Annotated in this window: 18 protein-coding genes; 9 read left to right on the top strand and 9 right to left on the bottom strand. The window is 72.4% G+C overall.

Annotated features, from left to right (window positions below; translation table 11 throughout):
• The first annotated feature begins 60 nt into the window (after window positions 1–60).
• The 3 genes from OG792_RS01315 to OG792_RS01305 all read left to right on the top strand — a co-directional run bounded on the left by OG792_RS01315 (window position 61) and on the right by OG792_RS01305 (window position 822).
• The gene (locus OG792_RS01315) at window positions 61–204 is read left to right on the top strand and encodes a hypothetical protein (RefSeq protein WP_329106551.1); all 144 of its coding nucleotides are present in this window, start codon (window positions 61–63) and stop codon (window positions 202–204) included.
• 57 nt (window positions 205–261) lie between these two features.
• Window positions 262–486, top strand: coding sequence for a hypothetical protein (locus tag OG792_RS01310; protein ID WP_329106549.1), 225 nt, complete (start codon window positions 262–264; stop codon window positions 484–486).
• 72 nt (window positions 487–558) lie between these two features.
• Entirely contained in the window at window positions 559–822 is a 264-nt protein-coding gene (locus tag OG792_RS01305; RefSeq protein WP_329106547.1) for a hypothetical protein, read from the top strand.
• Window positions 823–889: 67 nt separating this feature from the next.
• Here OG792_RS01305 and OG792_RS01300 read toward each other — a convergent pair whose 3' ends face one another.
• Window positions 890–1,576, bottom strand: a complete 687-nt coding sequence (locus OG792_RS01300) for an alpha/beta fold hydrolase (RefSeq protein ID WP_329106545.1) — start codon at window positions 1,574–1,576, stop codon at window positions 890–892.
• Window positions 1,577–1,692: 116 nt separating this feature from the next.
• On the opposite strand from OG792_RS01300, the gene OG792_RS01295 reads away from it, so the two are divergent.
• The gene (locus OG792_RS01295; RefSeq protein WP_329106543.1) at window positions 1,693–2,670 is read left to right on the top strand and encodes a helix-turn-helix transcriptional regulator; all 978 of its coding nucleotides are present in this window, start codon (window positions 1,693–1,695) and stop codon (window positions 2,668–2,670) included.
• A 21-nt stretch (window positions 2,671–2,691) separates the two neighbouring features.
• Here the strand turns inward: OG792_RS01295 and OG792_RS01290 are convergent, their stop codons facing one another.
• Genes OG792_RS01290 through OG792_RS01280 form a run of 3 tightly spaced genes read right to left on the bottom strand, consistent with a single transcriptional unit; the run spans window position 2,692 to window position 5,839 of the window.
• Window positions 2,692–3,126: an NUDIX hydrolase gene (locus tag OG792_RS01290; RefSeq protein WP_329106541.1), complete on the bottom strand. Its 435-nt coding sequence runs from the start codon at window positions 3,124–3,126 to the stop codon at window positions 2,692–2,694.
• Window positions 3,126–3,491 carry a hypothetical protein gene (locus tag OG792_RS01285; RefSeq protein WP_329106539.1) on the bottom strand — a complete coding sequence of 122 codons (366 nt, stop codon included), beginning with the start codon at window positions 3,489–3,491 and terminating at the stop codon, window positions 3,126–3,128. The genes OG792_RS01290 and OG792_RS01285 overlap by 1 nt, the downstream gene beginning before the upstream one ends.
• Window positions 3,488–5,839, bottom strand: coding sequence for an SseB family protein (locus OG792_RS01280; RefSeq protein WP_329106538.1), 2,352 nt, complete (start codon window positions 5,837–5,839; stop codon window positions 3,488–3,490). The genes OG792_RS01285 and OG792_RS01280 overlap by 4 nt, the downstream gene beginning before the upstream one ends.
• A 159-nt stretch (window positions 5,840–5,998) precedes the next feature.
• Here OG792_RS01280 and mycP point away from each other — a divergent pair, with 159 nt between their 5' ends.
• Window positions 5,999–7,228 (top strand): type VII secretion-associated serine protease mycosin, encoded by a 1,230-nt coding sequence (gene mycP, locus OG792_RS01275; protein WP_329106535.1) that lies wholly within the window; start codon window positions 5,999–6,001, stop codon window positions 7,226–7,228.
• Between the two features lie 28 nt (window positions 7,229–7,256).
• On the opposite strand, the gene OG792_RS01270 is transcribed toward mycP, so the two are convergent.
• From OG792_RS01270 to eccB, 3 genes are all read right to left on the bottom strand, one after another.
• Window positions 7,257–7,550, bottom strand: a complete 294-nt coding sequence (locus OG792_RS01270) for a WXG100 family type VII secretion target (protein WP_329106533.1) — start codon at window positions 7,548–7,550, stop codon at window positions 7,257–7,259.
• 22 nt (window positions 7,551–7,572) lie between these two features.
• The gene (locus tag OG792_RS01265; protein WP_329106531.1) at window positions 7,573–7,890 is read right to left on the bottom strand and encodes a WXG100 family type VII secretion target; all 318 of its coding nucleotides are present in this window, start codon (window positions 7,888–7,890) and stop codon (window positions 7,573–7,575) included.
• 194 nt (window positions 7,891–8,084) lie between these two features.
• Window positions 8,085–9,479, bottom strand: a complete 1,395-nt coding sequence (gene eccB / locus OG792_RS01260; protein WP_329106529.1) for a type VII secretion protein EccB — start codon at window positions 9,477–9,479, stop codon at window positions 8,085–8,087.
• A gap of 102 nt (window positions 9,480–9,581) precedes the next feature.
• On the opposite strand from eccB, the gene eccE reads away from it, so the two are divergent.
• From eccE to rarD, 4 genes are all read left to right on the top strand, one after another.
• Window positions 9,582–11,456, top strand: coding sequence for a type VII secretion protein EccE (gene eccE, locus OG792_RS01255; protein ID WP_329106527.1), 1,875 nt, complete (start codon window positions 9,582–9,584; stop codon window positions 11,454–11,456).
• 78 nt (window positions 11,457–11,534) lie between these two features.
• Window positions 11,535–11,921: a phage holin family protein gene (locus OG792_RS01250; protein ID WP_329106525.1), complete on the top strand. Its 387-nt coding sequence runs from the start codon at window positions 11,535–11,537 to the stop codon at window positions 11,919–11,921.
• Between the two features lie 70 nt (window positions 11,922–11,991).
• Complete coding sequence (locus OG792_RS01245) at window positions 11,992–12,504, top strand: GNAT family N-acetyltransferase (RefSeq protein ID WP_329106524.1); 513 nt, start codon at window positions 11,992–11,994, stop codon at window positions 12,502–12,504.
• Window positions 12,501–13,421: an EamA family transporter RarD gene (rarD, locus tag OG792_RS01240; RefSeq protein WP_329106522.1), complete on the top strand. Its 921-nt coding sequence runs from the start codon at window positions 12,501–12,503 to the stop codon at window positions 13,419–13,421. Before OG792_RS01245 ends, rarD begins: the two co-directional genes overlap by 4 nt.
• Before the next feature lie 122 nt (window positions 13,422–13,543).
• Here the strand turns inward: rarD and OG792_RS01235 are convergent, their stop codons facing one another.
• Both OG792_RS01235 and OG792_RS01230 read right to left on the bottom strand, forming a co-directional pair.
• Window positions 13,544–14,284, bottom strand: coding sequence for an anti-sigma factor family protein (locus tag OG792_RS01235; RefSeq protein ID WP_329106520.1), 741 nt, complete (start codon window positions 14,282–14,284; stop codon window positions 13,544–13,546).
• Window positions 14,285–14,800, bottom strand: coding sequence for a sigma-70 family RNA polymerase sigma factor (locus OG792_RS01230; RefSeq protein ID WP_329111040.1), 516 nt, complete (start codon window positions 14,798–14,800; stop codon window positions 14,285–14,287).
• Window positions 14,801–14,944 lie beyond the last annotated feature (144 nt).

The following is a 14,944-nucleotide window of genomic DNA, read 5'->3' as shown; positions in this document are numbered from 1 at the left end:
AGATTCGCAATGTTTGATTCTCACGAACGGCCCACCAATCCCGACGGGTCTCCGGGAGAGATGACGCCCGACCTTCCGCCGGCTCCGGGCACCCGGCGGCGGCAGCGCAACCGAGGCCGGTTCGAGGCCGTGAACAGGCTCGGGCCGGCGGAGTTCTTCGCCGCCGGGGTCTCCGGCCGGGTCCGGCGCGACCCGTCGACGTGACCGGTGGAGGGGTTACCGATCGGGCGCTGGGTGAACCACTGGCGTACGCGGCGGAAGTTGACCCTCCAGATTCTCGCCGATCGAATCGGTACGTCGAAAGGCTGGCTGGAGAAGTTGAGCGCGGCGACCGTCGATTGGATCAAGCTCTCGATCATCACCGAAATCGCCGAGGCATTGGAGATCGACATCGCGATACTGCTCGACCTCGCCCGTGCGCTCGTCCTCGGCAGCAACCTCACCGGCGCCGGCCCGCGCGGCACTGGAGATCGCCCAAGCCTGTGACTACGCCTCGCTGGTCGAGCGGGCACAAGCGCGCATTGACGGCCGATAGGGAAGCGTCGTTATGCTGCTTGTATGGCAACTGGACGATTCGCTTCAGGGCACCGAGCGCGGGCCGGTGCGTGGGTGGCCGTCGCGGTGACGATCCTCTGCGCGATCGTCACGCTGCTGATCCTCGCCGCGGCGGTCTTCACCGCCGTGATCTTCGCCGCCGATCACGAGCTGACCGACACCACCTGGCTGCCCATCGTGATCCTCGCCATGTTCGGCGTGATCAGTGGCCTGGCGACGGCGTACCTCGGCCGACGCGCCAGGCGGGAGTTCCACGCGGCTCGTTGAACGGCCACCGGGCCATGCCCACGCCGATCGCCATGACACCGCCAGGCAGATCGGCCGCGCTGTCCTGTCAGGCCGCGTCGGCCGCTGTAGCGAGGAGGCGGGCGAGTTCGGTCGGCCTGGTGTGCATGGGCCAGTGGCCGGAGTCGATGTCGACGAAGTCGAGGTGCGTGACCTTCGCGAGTTCGGCGGCGTCGCCGGCGTCGATCCACTTCTTGGCCTGGGCAGGGGTGAACTCGGGACACACGAGTACGACCGGCACATCGAAGCGTCGCTCGTCCGTCAGCCGCACGACGCCCGTGGCCACGCCTTCAGGAACGGGGATCGCGGTGGCCTCGATGGCGCGCCTGGCCTCCTCGTCGAGGTCAACCGAGTCCGGTCCCTCGAAGGGGGCCCAGCCGGGGAAGGGCATGGCGCCGTCCCGCAGCTCGAAGAAGGCGGCGTAGGGCTTCCCGTCGTCGGCCGGGAAGCCACCGATGAGGACGGCCTTGGAGATCTTCTCCGGTCGCGCGTCGACGGCCAACCAGGCCAGGGTGCAGGCTGCCGAGTGCCCGACCACCATGGGCCTGCCTGCGGCTGAGTCCACGGCGGCGAGCACGGCCGCCACCTGGTCGTCGAGCGTGGCGGAAGTCGATCCATCGCCCTGACCGGGCAGGGTCAGCGGCACCGGGTTGTGGCCGAGCGACCGAAGTGTGGACGCGACATCGTCCCAGACGGATCCGTCGAGCCACAGGCCCGCGATGAGCAGGACCTCCATGATCAATTCTCCTTTTCCTGTGCGGTCATTTCACGGCGGTGCACCAACACGTCAAGCTACCGCCAATTGCGGACGATCTGCTTCCGGTTCATCGGATGATCGCCTAGCCTGCTCGGGTGCCGAGTCACCTCAGTCCCACCGCACGGGCCCTGCGCGCCCTGGAGATCCTCCAGGCCCGCCCCGGCGCGACGGCCGACCAGCTCGCCGAGTCACTGGGCGTGACGGAGCGTGCCGCCCGCCGCTACATCGGGATCCTCCGGGAGGCCGGCATCCAGGTCGAGTCGACCCGTGGGCCGCACGGCGGGTACCGGCTCCGGCGTGGCACGAGGTTGCCTCCGATCGTGTTCACCCAGGCCGAGGCACTGGGGTTGGTCATGGCGGTGCTCGACGGCCAGCCCGCCGCCACCGACGTCGACGATCTTGTCGGAGCTGCCCTCGGCAAGGTCATCCAGGCGCTGCCCGAAAACGTCGGACGACAGGCAGCCGCGCTACGCGAGCACGCCTCGGCCACGCCCGACCGGCACTCCGCCCGCCCCGATCCCGCCACCACCGGCGCACTCGTCGCCGCCATCGCGGCCAGACGCCGGGTGCTGATCACCTACCGGAGCGAGACCAACAGCGAGTGGGAGGCCGAAGTGGACCCCTGGGCGGTCGTGGCCCGCCACGGGCGCTGGTACCTGCTGTGCCATTCCCACCGCGCGGACGCGATCCGCACCTACCGAGTCGACCGGGTCCGTGCGGTCGGGCAGACCACGCACGAGTTCGAGCCGCCCAACGACCTCGACCCGGTGGCGGCGCTGGAGGAAAACCTCGGCACCGGCTGGGAGTTCCCCACCCGCGTCGTGTTCCACGCCCCACCGGCCGAGGTGGCGCCCTGGATCCGTCCTCCCATGGGACAGCTCCACCCATTGGAGGACGGGTGTGTGCTCGTCGGCAGCACCAGCAATCCGGCCATGTACGCGCAGGAGTGGCTGGCGACCGTGCCGTTCGACTTCCGCGTCGAGGGCGGAGATGAGCTGCGTGCCACCGTCGCGGCCGTCGCGACGCGCTTCGCCGCGGCCCTGGCCCCCCGACAAGCCCTCACCGAACCCTGAGACGGGTCTCCTGCCGGAGTGCTAGCGGAGAAGGGCGCCGTACTGGGGTGAGGCGAGGAAGCGGCGTACGACGTTGGCGACGCCGAGCGGCATCTGCCGGTCGAGGAGATCGGCCGGGGACAGGAACACCATCGCGGCGCCCTCACCGAGGACCACCTCGTCCTGCCGGGCCAGGGTGGGTGCGTAGAAGGTGTACCAGTAGCCGTCGTCGTTGGGCGCCGGCCCGTGCCAGAACAACTCCAACCCGCCGTCGACCCGCAGACCGGTCTCCTCCAGCAACTCCCGGTGGGCCGCCTGCTCGGGCGTCTCGCCCGGCTCGACGAGTCCACCGGGGATACCCCACAGGTTGGGATGGCGAGGAGCGTGGCCGTCACGCAGTTGCATCAGCAACGCGCCGGACGGGTCGACCAGCAGCACGCCGGCATGGTGTTGCAGCGAACCGGACACGATCGCCATCAGGCGCGTTGTTCGCGCAGGTCGGTCACCTCGGCGGCGGGGGCCCAGCCCTGGTAGACACCGAAGTCGAACGCCTCCAGGCCCATCGCCTCGGCGATCGGCCAGCGCCCGCCGGTGTACTCCACCCGCAGCCAGGTGTCGTGTTCGGCGAGCACGATGAACGGCTCACCCTTCCACCAGCAGGTCGTACGCACGTACGCCAGCTCCTCGACCTCGGTGGCCGGCACCACCCGGACGAACCGACCCGGTCGGACCTCGGTGAAGCCGTCGGCCGGTGCGGTCTGGTAGAGCCGGATCTCGTCGTGGTCCGGGCTGACCTCGTATTCCCGGTCGCGCCAGCGGGCGACGTACCCGTCGCGCATCACGGTGCCTCCACCTGCTGCCAGCTCGGCGCGTCGCTGTCGAAGGTGGCGACGAGAGTTTCGCTGCCGTCCGAGCCGAGCCGCCACAGCTCGGCGCCGTGCGGCAGCCGTGCACTGTCCACCTTGAACTCCGCCACCACGTCACTGCTCTCGCCGGGGGCGAAGCCGTTGCCCCGGAACGGCGGGCGCTCGATCACCCAGCCCTCCATCGCCCGCATCGCGGACTCGCTCTGGCCGCCGTACGGGATCCGGTAGAGACTCGGCCGGTACGCCGGCCAGCGCAGCACGTAGATCTCGTCGGCGTCACGGGCGAACGGCGAGCCGGCGTAGCCGAGCCCGAGCGCGGCGTGCAGCTTGGCCGGGGTGTTGAGGTGCGCCACCTCGGGGGCGCGGTGTACGAAACCGGAGACCCGGTCGTAGCCGCGTTCGAGATAGTAGATGACCTGGCTCGGGGCGATGGTCTTCTGCATCATCGTCGGCCGACCCGGATCCTCCTGCGCCGGCGCGTACGTCGAGCGGGGCGTCTCCTCGACCGGGGACGCCGTCGGCTCGATCGCCCCGGTGTCGTCCCCGAGCCCGACCTCGGCCGCCCAGTTGGCCAGCGCCACGATCTGCGAACCGGGCAGTTTGGCGCCGACCGGGGTGCCGGGGTTCACCGCGAACGACCACTCCTTGTCCGGCCACCTGCGGATCACCTGCACGAACTTGACGCTGACCGTGTCGATCGGGATCACCAGGTGGTCCGCGATCCGCTCCGGCGAGGTGAACACCACGACGTACGTCTCGCCGTCCATCCGCTCGGTGTTCCAGACGAACCCCTCGTCACCGGGTCGACTGCCCGGTACGGCGGCGGCCGAGACCGGCAACAGCACCCTGGCCAGCAGCAACGTGGAGAGGAAGGTGTCCGTGCTGCCGTCACCGGCGGCGTTGAGCAGACTCTCCTCGACCTCGTTCGCCGGGGTGAAGTCCGGCGGCAGGGCCGGGGTGGGCGTGACCGGCTCCGGCTCCACCGGCACCACGTCCGAGTACGGCGCCGCCACCGACGAGTAGTCCGAATCCGCCGCCTGCTCCGTGACCAGGGCATATTCCCCGGTCGCCGGCTCGGTCGGGCTGTAGTCGGCGACAGCCGGGCTGTAGTCGGCGACAGCCGGGGCGTAGTCGGCGCTCGGCGCGGCCGACTCGACCGGGGCGTAGTCGGTGGTCGGATCGTCGATGGGGGCGAAGTCGGCGAAGGCCGGGTCAACCGGGGGCAGGTCGCCGAAGGTCGACTCGGTGGGGGCGTACTGCGTCGGCATCGGTTCGACCGGTGACTCGGCCGGCACCGGGCGGGTCGGCAGGGGGTGGGCGAAGGTGGGCGGCTCGGCCGGTGCGGGCTCGAAGTCGATCGGGGCGGTCGGCGGCGGTGGGAGCGCCATCGTCGCCTCGGCCTCGGCGAACGGGCCGGCGACGGGCGTGATCGCCGGCAGCATCGTCGTGCCCGGGTCCGGCGCGTGGGCCTGGCCGGTCGACTTCGCGGCGGCGGCGTACCAGCCGGAGAGTTCCTGGGTCACCGCGGCAGCGGCGGGGGGCGGGGCGGCCAGGGCGGCGGGCGGAACTCTCGGCTGGCGCGGTGCGGCGGTGAAGAAGTCCGGCCGCCCCTCGGGAGCGGAGGCCCCGCGCCCGTTGCCGGGAGCGACGGAGCCGTGACCGGCACCGGTGCCACCGGTCGAGTCGTACGCCGAACCGGGCGCGAAGCCGCCGTATCCCGGATCCGGGCGCAGGCCGGGCAGGCCGCCGTTAGCGCCGGTGGGAGCCTCGGCGGCCGGTTGGCGTACCGGAAGGGCTGATTGCGGGTCCGGTGCCGCCGGCAGTGCCTCGGTGGCCTGCTCGTGCGGCGGGCGACCCGGCACGACCGCCGTCGCCCGAGCCCGTGCGGCGCTATCGGCCCGTTCCAACCGGGCGCGGGCACCGATGGTGCGGCCCGGCAGCCGGACATCGCCCCGGGCGAGTTGCGAGACGAACCAGGCGGGCAGGTAACCCTCGACCGGCAGGCCGGGGTTCACCGCGAGCCACCACTCCAGGTTCGGCCAGTTACCGGCCAGCTCGTGGTAGGGCGTCCGCCGGGTCGAACCCGCGTTCTCGCCCAGACAGGCACGCAACGCGTTGACGGAGGTGAACGCGAGTACGTGGGTGCGGCCGCCGGTGGTCCAGGTGCCCCAACCCATCGGCGCGTGCCCGGCCAGCGCGTTCGCGGAGACGGGTAACAGCAGCTCGGTGCGGGCGAGAATCCGGAAGTAGCGCTCCTGGTCATTCGCGCGCAGCGCGTCCCGCATTGCCGCCTCGGCCTCGGTGGCCGGCTCCCATTCCGTCACGGCCACCTTCCTTTCCACGAAGAGGCCACAGGCATCGCGTACAACCTACAAGGTTGGAACAAGATCACGATGTCAGCCCGGCGGTGGGTGCCGCGCCCGGTGGCACACAGATACCATCCGGTCGCGAAATCGACACACTTTCGGAGGCGGAGGCGGACGATGCCGGGCCGGAGATCACGTCTCGCATTCACGTACGCGGCTCTGGCGGCGATCGTGCTGTCGGTCGGGGCCCCGGCGGCGGTCGCCGCGCCGGTGCCGGCGACCCGTCGGGCCGCACCCGACTGCCAGACCAGGGCCACCCCCGCCAAGTTCGTCGCCGACGACCCGTGGGCCCAGCGGCGCTACCCGCCCGACCGGCTCGCCGCGCTCGCCACCGGCGCCGGGGTCACCGTCGCCGTGATCGACTCCGGGGTCGACGCCGACCACCCCCAGCTGCGCGGACGGGTCGCCGACGGCACCGACCTGCTCGACTCCGGCGGCGACGGAACCGACGACTGCGTCTACCACGGCACCGCCGTCGCCAGCATCATCGCGGCCACCCCGCGCGACGGCGTCCGGTTCCGCGGGCTCGCCCCACAGGCCAAAATCCTGCCCGTACGGGTCAGCGAACAGCAGAACCTCGACGACGACCAGAAGCAACGCACGGTCACCCAGCAGGGATTCGCCCAGGCGATCCGGTGGGCGGTCGACCACGACGCCGACGTAATCAACCTCTCCGTGGTGCTCTACGAGGACAACCCGGCGGTACGCGACGCGATCGCCTACGCCATCGGGCGGAACGTGGTGGTGGTCGCCGCCGTGGGCAACCGGTCCGAGGAGGGCAACCCGCGCCCGTACCCCGCCTCCTACGACGGGGTGCTCGGCGTCGGCGCGATCGACGAGAACGGCGTACGCGCCCCGTTCTCGCAGACCGGCCCGTGGGTGGACCTGGTCGCGCCCGGCGTCGGGGTGCTCGCCGCCACCGCCGGACCGGGACACAGCCGGCACGACGGCACCAGTTACGCCGCCCCGTTCGTCGCCGCCACCGCCGCACTGCTCCGGCAGTACCAGCCACGACTGCCGGCCGCCGAGGTGGCCGCCCGGATCGTCGCCGGCACCGATCCGGCACCGGACGGAGGGCGCAGCAACGCGTACGGCAGCGGCGTGCTCAACCCGTACCGTGCGCTCACCGACACCAGGCCCGCCGGGGCGGCGCCGACGGCCGCGGCCCTGCCGGCGGAGCAGGCCGATCCGGTGGCCGTCGCGGCGCGGCAGCGACGCGACCGGGCCGGGGAGCGGTCGCTCTGGATGGCCGGGGTGGCCGGCGGGCTGGTCGCGCTCGCCCTGTTCCTGGCCGTGGTGCTGCCGCGCGGGGCGCGGCGGGGCTGGCAGCCGGCCGGGCGCGGGTAGCGACGCCGGCCGGTCCGCCAATCCGCGCCTACTGGAACAGGCCGGTGTTCTTCTTCTCGGTGCTCTGGTAGTCGGCCGCGGAGTCGTCCACCGCGATCTTGATGTCCCGGAGCATGGCCTTGAGGTCCTGCGAGGCCGAGCGCCAGGCCGCCTGCCGCTGCTCGTAGGCCTCCTTCGCCTCACCGCTCCAGGTGGCGACGAGCGGTGCGGCGTCGCGTTCGAGCTGGCCGAGCTGCGAGTCGAGCGTGTTCAGCGCCCGCTGGATGTCCGCGCTCGCCTGCTGCAACGCGGTGAAACTGACGACAAGTACGCCATCGTTCATCGGATCGGTCCTCCCCCGAAGATCAGAGCGGCAGCGTGATGCCGCGGTTGGTGTTGGCAACCCGGCTGGCCGCCTCGCTGTCGGACGCGTCGTACTGCTGGCCGGAGGTGCGGATCGCACCGGCCGTCTCCCGCAGTGCCCGCCCCAGCTTGGCCTGGTCGTTCGCCCACTGCTGCTTGACCTGCTCGAACGAGCGGCCACCCGCACCGCGCCAGGTCTGCTGGAGCCCTTCCAGCTCGCTCATCAGACTGCTGAGCATCGACTGAAGCGACTGGTCGACCTCTTCGAACTTCTTCGCGGTCTGTTGCATCACCGCGGCTTCTGCCTGCGTCTGGGACACCCCGGACGTCACCCCGCTCCCTCAATCGTCGCGCCCCCGGTCACCACTGTGGACACCGAGGCGGTATCGGTTCACCCATCGACCCGGCACACCCGCGCCGGTACGGCAAACTCCGTCGCTGACCGTAGCGGGCCGCGACCATGCCCGGTAGCCCCTGCCGCCGCCCTGTGGAAAACGGGCCGCTGACCGACGGGTCAGTCCTGGGTGGCCGGTGAGCGGGCCGCGGCCGGATCCAGCGCCTTGCCGGCCGGCACCAGCGCCACCAGACCGGCCGGCAGGCGCATCGGTTTGGTGTTGCCGAAGCCGAGCATGCCGAGCACGTCCGGGCCCGTCACCGCATGCCGCCGGCCCAGGTCGGTGATGACCGAGATCGCCCCACCGGTCAACCCCGGTGCCGCCACCGCCTCCACCACCGCACCCCGCCCCGGCTCCACCAGGATGTGGTCGGCGAGCGCCGCGCCCTGCCCCGACTGGGCCGCCGTCCGCGCCGCCTCGGTCAGGTCCGGCAGCTCCGCCCCGACCACTGTCCGCTCCACCCCGCCGTCGTCGCGAACCTGACCACAGATCCCGCCGCGCTCCACCGGCACCAGCTCCGGGCGGTTGGCCGGCGGGGCGCCCGGATCCTGCGACACCAGCGGATCCACCTTCGGGACCCGCGCGTACTCGCCCTGCGACATCGGCGTCGGGTCGTCCTGCCGGCCCGCGGTGAGCAGCAGGTCCGCCTGCACCTGGGTGATCCCGGCCAGACCCTCGCGCTTGGCCACCGCGTACTGGCGGCCACCGCCCTGGCTCTCCACCACGAAGACCTCGCCGACCCGCGCGCCGTCCACCCGCAGCGACTGCCGGCCCTGCTCGGCGATCGGCACCCGACCCAGGTCGGCACCGGCCGGCAGGGCGTTGAGCAGTGCTGGCGCCACCGGCACCGGCCGCTCGCTGGCCCAGGTCAGCGCGGGCAGCACCAGGTCGGTGTCGCGGATCAGATGCCGGCGGTTGTGCCAGATCAGGAACAGGGCACCGTCCGGGTGCCGGACCAGCACCGCCTGCTCGCCCAGCGGCGTACCCCCGGTGACGTCGGCACCGACCAGCAGCGCCGACCGGGGCGCGGCCGGGCCGTCGCCGGTGACCAGGGTGGAGCAGATCGTCCACGGTGCGGTGGAGAGCCGGTCGGCGGCCGGCAACGAGTCGGGAGCACCGCTGATGCCGAGCGTGTTCCCGCGCGGCACACCCTCGATCGACTTACGCGACACCAGTACGGTCTTCGGCTGCGCGCCGCCGACGATCAACAGGGCGGACGCGTAGTTGAGCACCAGGTGCAGCTTCTCCTCGCGGAAGACGTACCGGGCGCCGGACTCCTTCTCCACGATCACCGCTGCCGGGTCACGCCAGCTCTTGCCGCCACCGCCGACGATCGCACCGTAGACGGTGACCCCGCCGAGCGCGATCGCGGCGATCAGGACACTGGCCAGGGTCGCCCCGGCCGCCCGTCGGAACGGCGACTGCGCCGGGTCGGTCTCCCGCATGACCAGCGCGGCCACCACGCGTTGGACCATGAACTGGTAAGAGTGCAACTGGTCCTGCCGAGACGGCATGCGGGCCCCCTCCCCGGTGTGTCCGGCCCATACGATAGGCCCCCTGCGGGAGTGTCGCGGGGGGACGCCCGTGGGGCGGGCCCATGCACGGGAGGCTATCGCGTGACGGTGAGTGTGGCGGGTGACGTGGCCCGGTCCGGCGAGTCCGGACCGGTCGGGCGCGACGACGACCCACGGGCGGGCGTACCGGTCGGCGGCGCCACCGCGTCCGGCCCGGTCCGCCGCCGGCCGTTCGGTGTCCGCGCCGGTCAGATCGTCGCCGCCCAGGCCGCCGTCGCGCTGCTGCTGGCCGCCGCCGGACGCGGTCCACTGGTGATGGTCGCCGCCGGGCTCGGCGCCGCCGTACTGGTGCTCACCGCGTGGCTGCGGCTGCGCCGCCGGTGGCTGTTCGAGTGGATCCGGATCGGTGTGCGCTACGCGCTGCGCCGGCACGCGCTCGCCCCGACCGCCGAACCGGCGGCCCTGCTCGACCTGCTGCTACCGGGTGCCCGGGTGGACCCGGCCGAACTCGGCGGCGACGCCGCGGCGGTGATCGTCGACGGGTACGGGCTGACCGCCGTACTCGAACTCGGCGATCCGACCGGGCTGCTCGCCGACACGCCCCTGTCCCTGCCCAACCCGGCGAGCCTGCTGCCGGCGGCCGGCGCGCAGACCCCGCCGATCCGGATCCAACTCGTGCTCACCGGTGCTCCGGCCCCGACCCTGCGCGCCGGTGGCGGCACCCCGGCGACGTCGTACCGGCAGCTCACCGACGGGCGGCTGCTCGGGCACGAACGGGCCCTGCTCGCGATCCGGGTGCTACGCGCCGAGGGTTTCACCGAGGCGGACCTGCGCCGGGCCCTGTCCAGCACCGTCCGCAAGGTGCGGCGTCGACTCGCCCCGGTGCCGGCCCGCCCGCTCGGGGACCGGGCGGCGCTGGGCGTACTCGGGGAACTGGCCCACCACGACGGCGCGTCACCGGCCCAGGAAAGCTGGCAGGCGGTGCGCCTCGGCGGGTTGTTGCAGACGACCTTCCGGCTGCGGCGCTGGCCGGACGCCCGATCGGAGACCGCCCGCCGGCTGGTGCCGCGGCTGCTGGCGCTGCCGGCCACCGCGACGACGGTCTCGGTCAGTGCCGGTCCGCGGGTCGGCGCGGCCACCGACCCGCTCCCGCTCGATCTCACCGTACGGCTGGCCGCCGAGAACGCGGCCGGTCTGTCCACCGCCATGCAGGCGATGCGTCGGCTGCTCGCCGCCGAGAACGCGACCGGTCGACGGCTCGACGGCGAGCACCTCGACGGCTTCGCCGCCACCCTGCCGCTCGGTACGGCGCAGACGGGTCCGCCCGCCCAGTCGCCGAACGCCCTGATGGACGTCCTCGAACTGCCGTTCGGCACGGCCGGGCTGATGATCGGCGCGAACCGGCACGGGGCGGCGGTGACCGTACGGCTGTTCCGGGCCGAGGCGACCCGGGTGATGTTGATCGGCGGGGTGGCGGCGGCCCAGCTCGTGGCGTTGCGGGCGATGGCCCTGGGTGCCCGGGTGGTGGTGCAGACCGCGCGGCCGAGGGCCTGGGAGCCGTTCGTCCGGGCGGTGAGCGCGCCGGGCGAGACGATCCCGCTCGTGCCGCCCGGCCGACAGGTCGGCGGCCCGGCCGGCACCCCGCTGCATCCGCTGCTGGTGGTGGTGGACGTGGGGCCGGTGACCGCGGACGCCCAGCCCGGACCGGGCTGGCAGGCCAACCTGGTGGTCCGGGACGAGCTGACGCCGGCCGACACCGATGCCGTCTCCCGCGCCGACCTGGTCGTGTTGCAACCGCTGCGGCCGGACGAGGCGGCGCTGGCCGGGGTCGCCCTCGGGCTCGGCGACTCGGCCGAGTGGTTGACCCGGATCCGGGGCGACATGGTGGGCGTGATCAACCGGCGGGCGCTGCGCTGGGCGCTGCTCTCGGCGACCCCGATCGAGGTCCAGTTGATCGGCCCGCCGACCCGGAGCTGACCGGCGGCAGGCCGGAGCTGGGGAAACCGGCGGCGGCCGGGGCTGCGGAGGTGGACCGGGCGTGGCACGATCCGCGGCATGGACTTCCTGACCGGGCTGCTGATCCGGCTCGCCACCACCGCCTTCGCGTTCTGGCTGGCGACGTTGGTCATTCCGGGCATCACCCTGGGTACCGACTCGATCGGCGAGGCGGTGCTCACCCTGCTCCTGGTGGCCGCGATCTTCGGGGTCGTGAACGGGGTGCTGCAACCCGTGATCAAGACCTTGGGCTGCGGGTTCTACCTGCTCACCCTGGGTCTGATCGCGATCGTGGTGAACGGGCTGCTGTTCCTGCTGACCAGTTGGATCGCCGGCCAGTTGGACCTGCCGTTCTCGGTCGACGGGTTCTGGCCGTCCGCCGTGCTCGGTGCGCTGTTCGTCAGCGTGGTGACCTGGGTGCTGGGCCTGGTGACCAACCGGGACTGAGTCCGACCGGTGGCCAGAGTTCGGGAATTGGCCTGGCGCGTACCACCGGTGGTGGCGATACCGTCTGCCGGTGTTGACCATCACCCGCACCGACGGTTACGAAATCTCCAGCGATCCCGACCGGCTCGACCTGCACCGGGTACACCACTGGCTGTCGATCGAGTCCTACTGGGCCAAGGGCCGAGCGTACGAGGTGACGGTCCGGGCCGTCGCCGGCTCGATGCCGTTCGGGGTGTACCGGCCCGGTGACGGGGTCCAGGTGGCGTTCGGCCGGATCGTGACCGACGGGGCCACCTTCGCCTGGCTCGGCGACGTCTTCGTGGACTCGGCGCATCGGGGGCTGGGGCTCGGCGGCTGGTTGGCGCAGACGGCTCGGGACGCGGTGTTCGAACTCGGCGTGTCCCGGATCCTGCTCGCCACCAACGACGCCCACGGCGTGTACGCCCGGCTCGGCTTCACCCCGCCGGCCAAGCCGGACACCATGATGGAGTTGGTCCGCCCCCGGCACGCCGACGCCGACCGGGTGACGCCGGTCACCGATAAGGAGAGGTTGACGGGTTCACCCCTTACGGTGACCGAGTGAGCCAGCTCCGCCTGGGATATGTCTTCGGCCTCAGCGCGTACGTCCTCTGGGGTTTCTTTCCCTTCTACATCAAGCTGCTCCGGTCGTCCGGGCCGGTGGAGATCCTCGCCCACCGGGTGATCTGGTCGGTGGTGTTCGTCGCGCTGGTCCTGGCCGTGACCCGGCACTGGGCGTTCCTGCGCCGGCTGGTCCGGCAGCCCCGGTTGCTGGCCGGGATCGCCGCGGCCTCCGCGCTGATCGCGATCAACTGGGGCACCTACATCTACGGCGTGAACTCCGACCGGGTGGTGGAGACCGCGCTCGGCTACTTCATCAACCCGCTGGTGGTGGTGCTGCTCGGCGTCACCGTGCTCAGCGAACGGCTCCGTACGGCGCAGTGGACCGCGCTCGGCATCGGCGGCCTGGCTGTACTGGTCCTGGCGATCGACTACGGGCAGCCGCCGTACATCGCGCTGACCCTGGCGCTCAGCTTCGGCGGCTACAGCCTGTTGAAGAAGCGGCTCGGCCTACCCGCCGCCGAGGGGCTGTTCGTCGAGTCGGCGCTGCTGGCGCTGCCCGCGCTGGGCTACCTCGGCTGGCTGACCTGGCGCTCCGAGTCGAGCTTCGGCGGCTCGACCGGGCACACCCTGCTGCTGGTGTTCGCCGGTGCGGCCACCGCCATCCCGTTGCTGCTGTTCGCCGGTGCCGCGAACCGGCTGCCGCTGACCAGCCTCGGCGTGCTCCAGTACACCGCGCCGATCCTGCAACTGGGCCTCGGCGTACTGGTCTTCCACGAACCGATGCCGCCGGCCCGGCTGGCCGGCTTCGCCCTGGTCTGGCTGGCACTGATCGTCTTCACCGTCGACGCGATCCGGCACGCCCGCCGCCCCGCCCGCTCCGCCGCCGCCCCGGTCACCCCGGTCGCCGAACCCGTCTGAGCCGCTACCGCCGTCCCGTTGCCGCCGTCCCGTGGCCGCTGAGCCGGTGGCCGCTGAGCCGGTGGCCGCTGAGCCGGTGAGCGGCGGCCCGGTCCGATGCGGGTCGGGAACGCGTTCCCCGGTCAGGGAACGTCGTAGCCGAGCAGTGGGACGCCGTTGGCCCGGAGCACCTCCAGTCGGACCAGGTCCGCGCCGGAGAACCGGGTCGCGCCGGTGAAGATGACCTCCTCGCCGGGGGCGGCCAGCCACGACCCCACCTGCTCCGCCGCGCCGTCCGGGCCGTACGCCACCAACCGATAGGTGTACGTCCTCGGGTGGCTGCCGCTGCTGACGTACTCGCAGCGCATGGTGACCTCGGTGCCCCACTTGGTGCCGTTGAGCCCGATCTCGGCGCGTACCGGCACCGCACCGGCCACCGGCTGCATGGCGACCATCCGTACCTGCACACCGGTGGCGGTCGGGGTCGGTGGCAGTGCCTCGGGCGTATCGCCCGGACCGCCGCCGATCAACCGGTCGGCGCCCAGCCCGATCACCACCGCCAGGCAGGCGGCGGCGAGCCCGGCTCCGGCGTACCGGAAGCGGGTGACCCGGCGCTGCCGGCGCCGCGCCGACCGGGCGGCCGTCAGCAGCGACGGAAGTCGCGACTCCACCGTCGGCGACGGCTCGGTGATCAACGCCAGCCCGTCGGCGTCGAGCCGGCTGAGCAGTCCCGGCAGGGCGGCGATCTCGGCCACCGCCTGTCGGCAGGAGGGACAGGTGGCGAGATGGCGTTCGTACGCGGCGCGGTCGGCCGGAGCGAGCGCGCCCAACACGTACGCGCCGTCGTCGAAGGCAAACTCACACCGCTCGTCGTGCTCGCTCATCTATTGGGTCACCCCCATCTCCGCCAGCACCAACCGTAGGGATCGCAGCGCGTAGTGCGTGCGCGACTTCACCGTGCCCGGTGGTACGCCCAGCCGCGCCGCCGCCTCGGCCACCGAGCGCCCCTGGTAGAAGCACTCCACCAGTACCTCCCGATGGGTCGAGGAGAGCCGGGCGAGCGCCTCGGCGACCATCCACGCCTCCACCGCCCGGTCGGCCTCGTCGGTCAACTGCGGCGGCTCGGGCAGGTCGTCGGTGATCACCTCACCGATCCGCGAACTGCGCCGCCGCCAAGCGTCGATCGCCAGGTTGCGGGCGGTGGTGAAGAGCCAGGCCCGGACCGAGCCGCGCTCCGGGTCCAGCGCCTCGGGATGGCTCCAGGCCCGCAGCAGGGTCTCCTGGACCAGGTCCTCCGCCCGCTGGCGGTCGCCGTTGACCAGACGCAGCGAGTGCGCGAAGAGCGCGTCGGCGTGCTCGTCGTGCAGGGCGCGCAGGAGTTCGGCGTCCCGGTCGCTGATGGCAACCCCCTCGGTGCCGCACCCGGCGCCGGCACCCCGACACCCCAACGAACTGTTTCACGTAGCCGGCGGCCGATCGGTTCACCCGGCCCCCGGCTGCACTTGTTCACGTGGGGTTCACCACAGCGCCGACGTGCGCTCACG

This window comes from Micromonospora sp. NBC_01699, from assembly GCF_036250065.1.
In the GTDB taxonomy this organism is placed as follows: domain Bacteria; phylum Actinomycetota; class Actinomycetes; order Mycobacteriales; family Micromonosporaceae; genus Micromonospora_G.
The sequence above is the reverse complement of the archived record's forward strand: the minus strand, read 5'-3'. Positions and strand labels throughout refer to the sequence as shown.

Bases quoted from the DNA above. Each gene is read 5' to 3' on its own strand.
- OG792_RS01300 (WP_329106545.1), bottom strand. From the start codon at position 1,576: ATGGAGGTCCTGCTCATCGCGGGCCTGTGGCTCGACGGATCCGTCTGG.
- eccB (WP_329106529.1), bottom strand. From the start codon at position 9,479: ATGCCGTCTCGGCAGGACCAGTTGCACTCTTACCAGTTCATGGTCCAA.
- mycP (WP_329106535.1), top strand. From the start codon at position 5,999: ATGCCGGGCCGGAGATCACGTCTCGCATTCACGTACGCGGCTCTGGCG.
- OG792_RS01270 (WP_329106533.1), bottom strand. From the start codon at position 7,550: ATGAACGATGGCGTACTTGTCGTCAGTTTCACCGCGTTGCAGCAGGCG.
- OG792_RS01305 (WP_329106547.1), top strand. From the start codon at position 559: ATGGCAACTGGACGATTCGCTTCAGGGCACCGAGCGCGGGCCGGTGCG.
- OG792_RS01250 (WP_329106525.1), top strand. From the start codon at position 11,535: ATGGACTTCCTGACCGGGCTGCTGATCCGGCTCGCCACCACCGCCTTC.
- OG792_RS01315 (WP_329106551.1), top strand. From the start codon at position 61: ATGACGCCCGACCTTCCGCCGGCTCCGGGCACCCGGCGGCGGCAGCGC.
- OG792_RS01290 (WP_329106541.1), bottom strand. From the start codon at position 3,126: ATGGCGATCGTGTCCGGTTCGCTGCAACACCATGCCGGCGTGCTGCTG.
- OG792_RS01235 (WP_329106520.1), bottom strand. From the start codon at position 14,284: ATGAGCGAGCACGACGAGCGGTGTGAGTTTGCCTTCGACGACGGCGCG.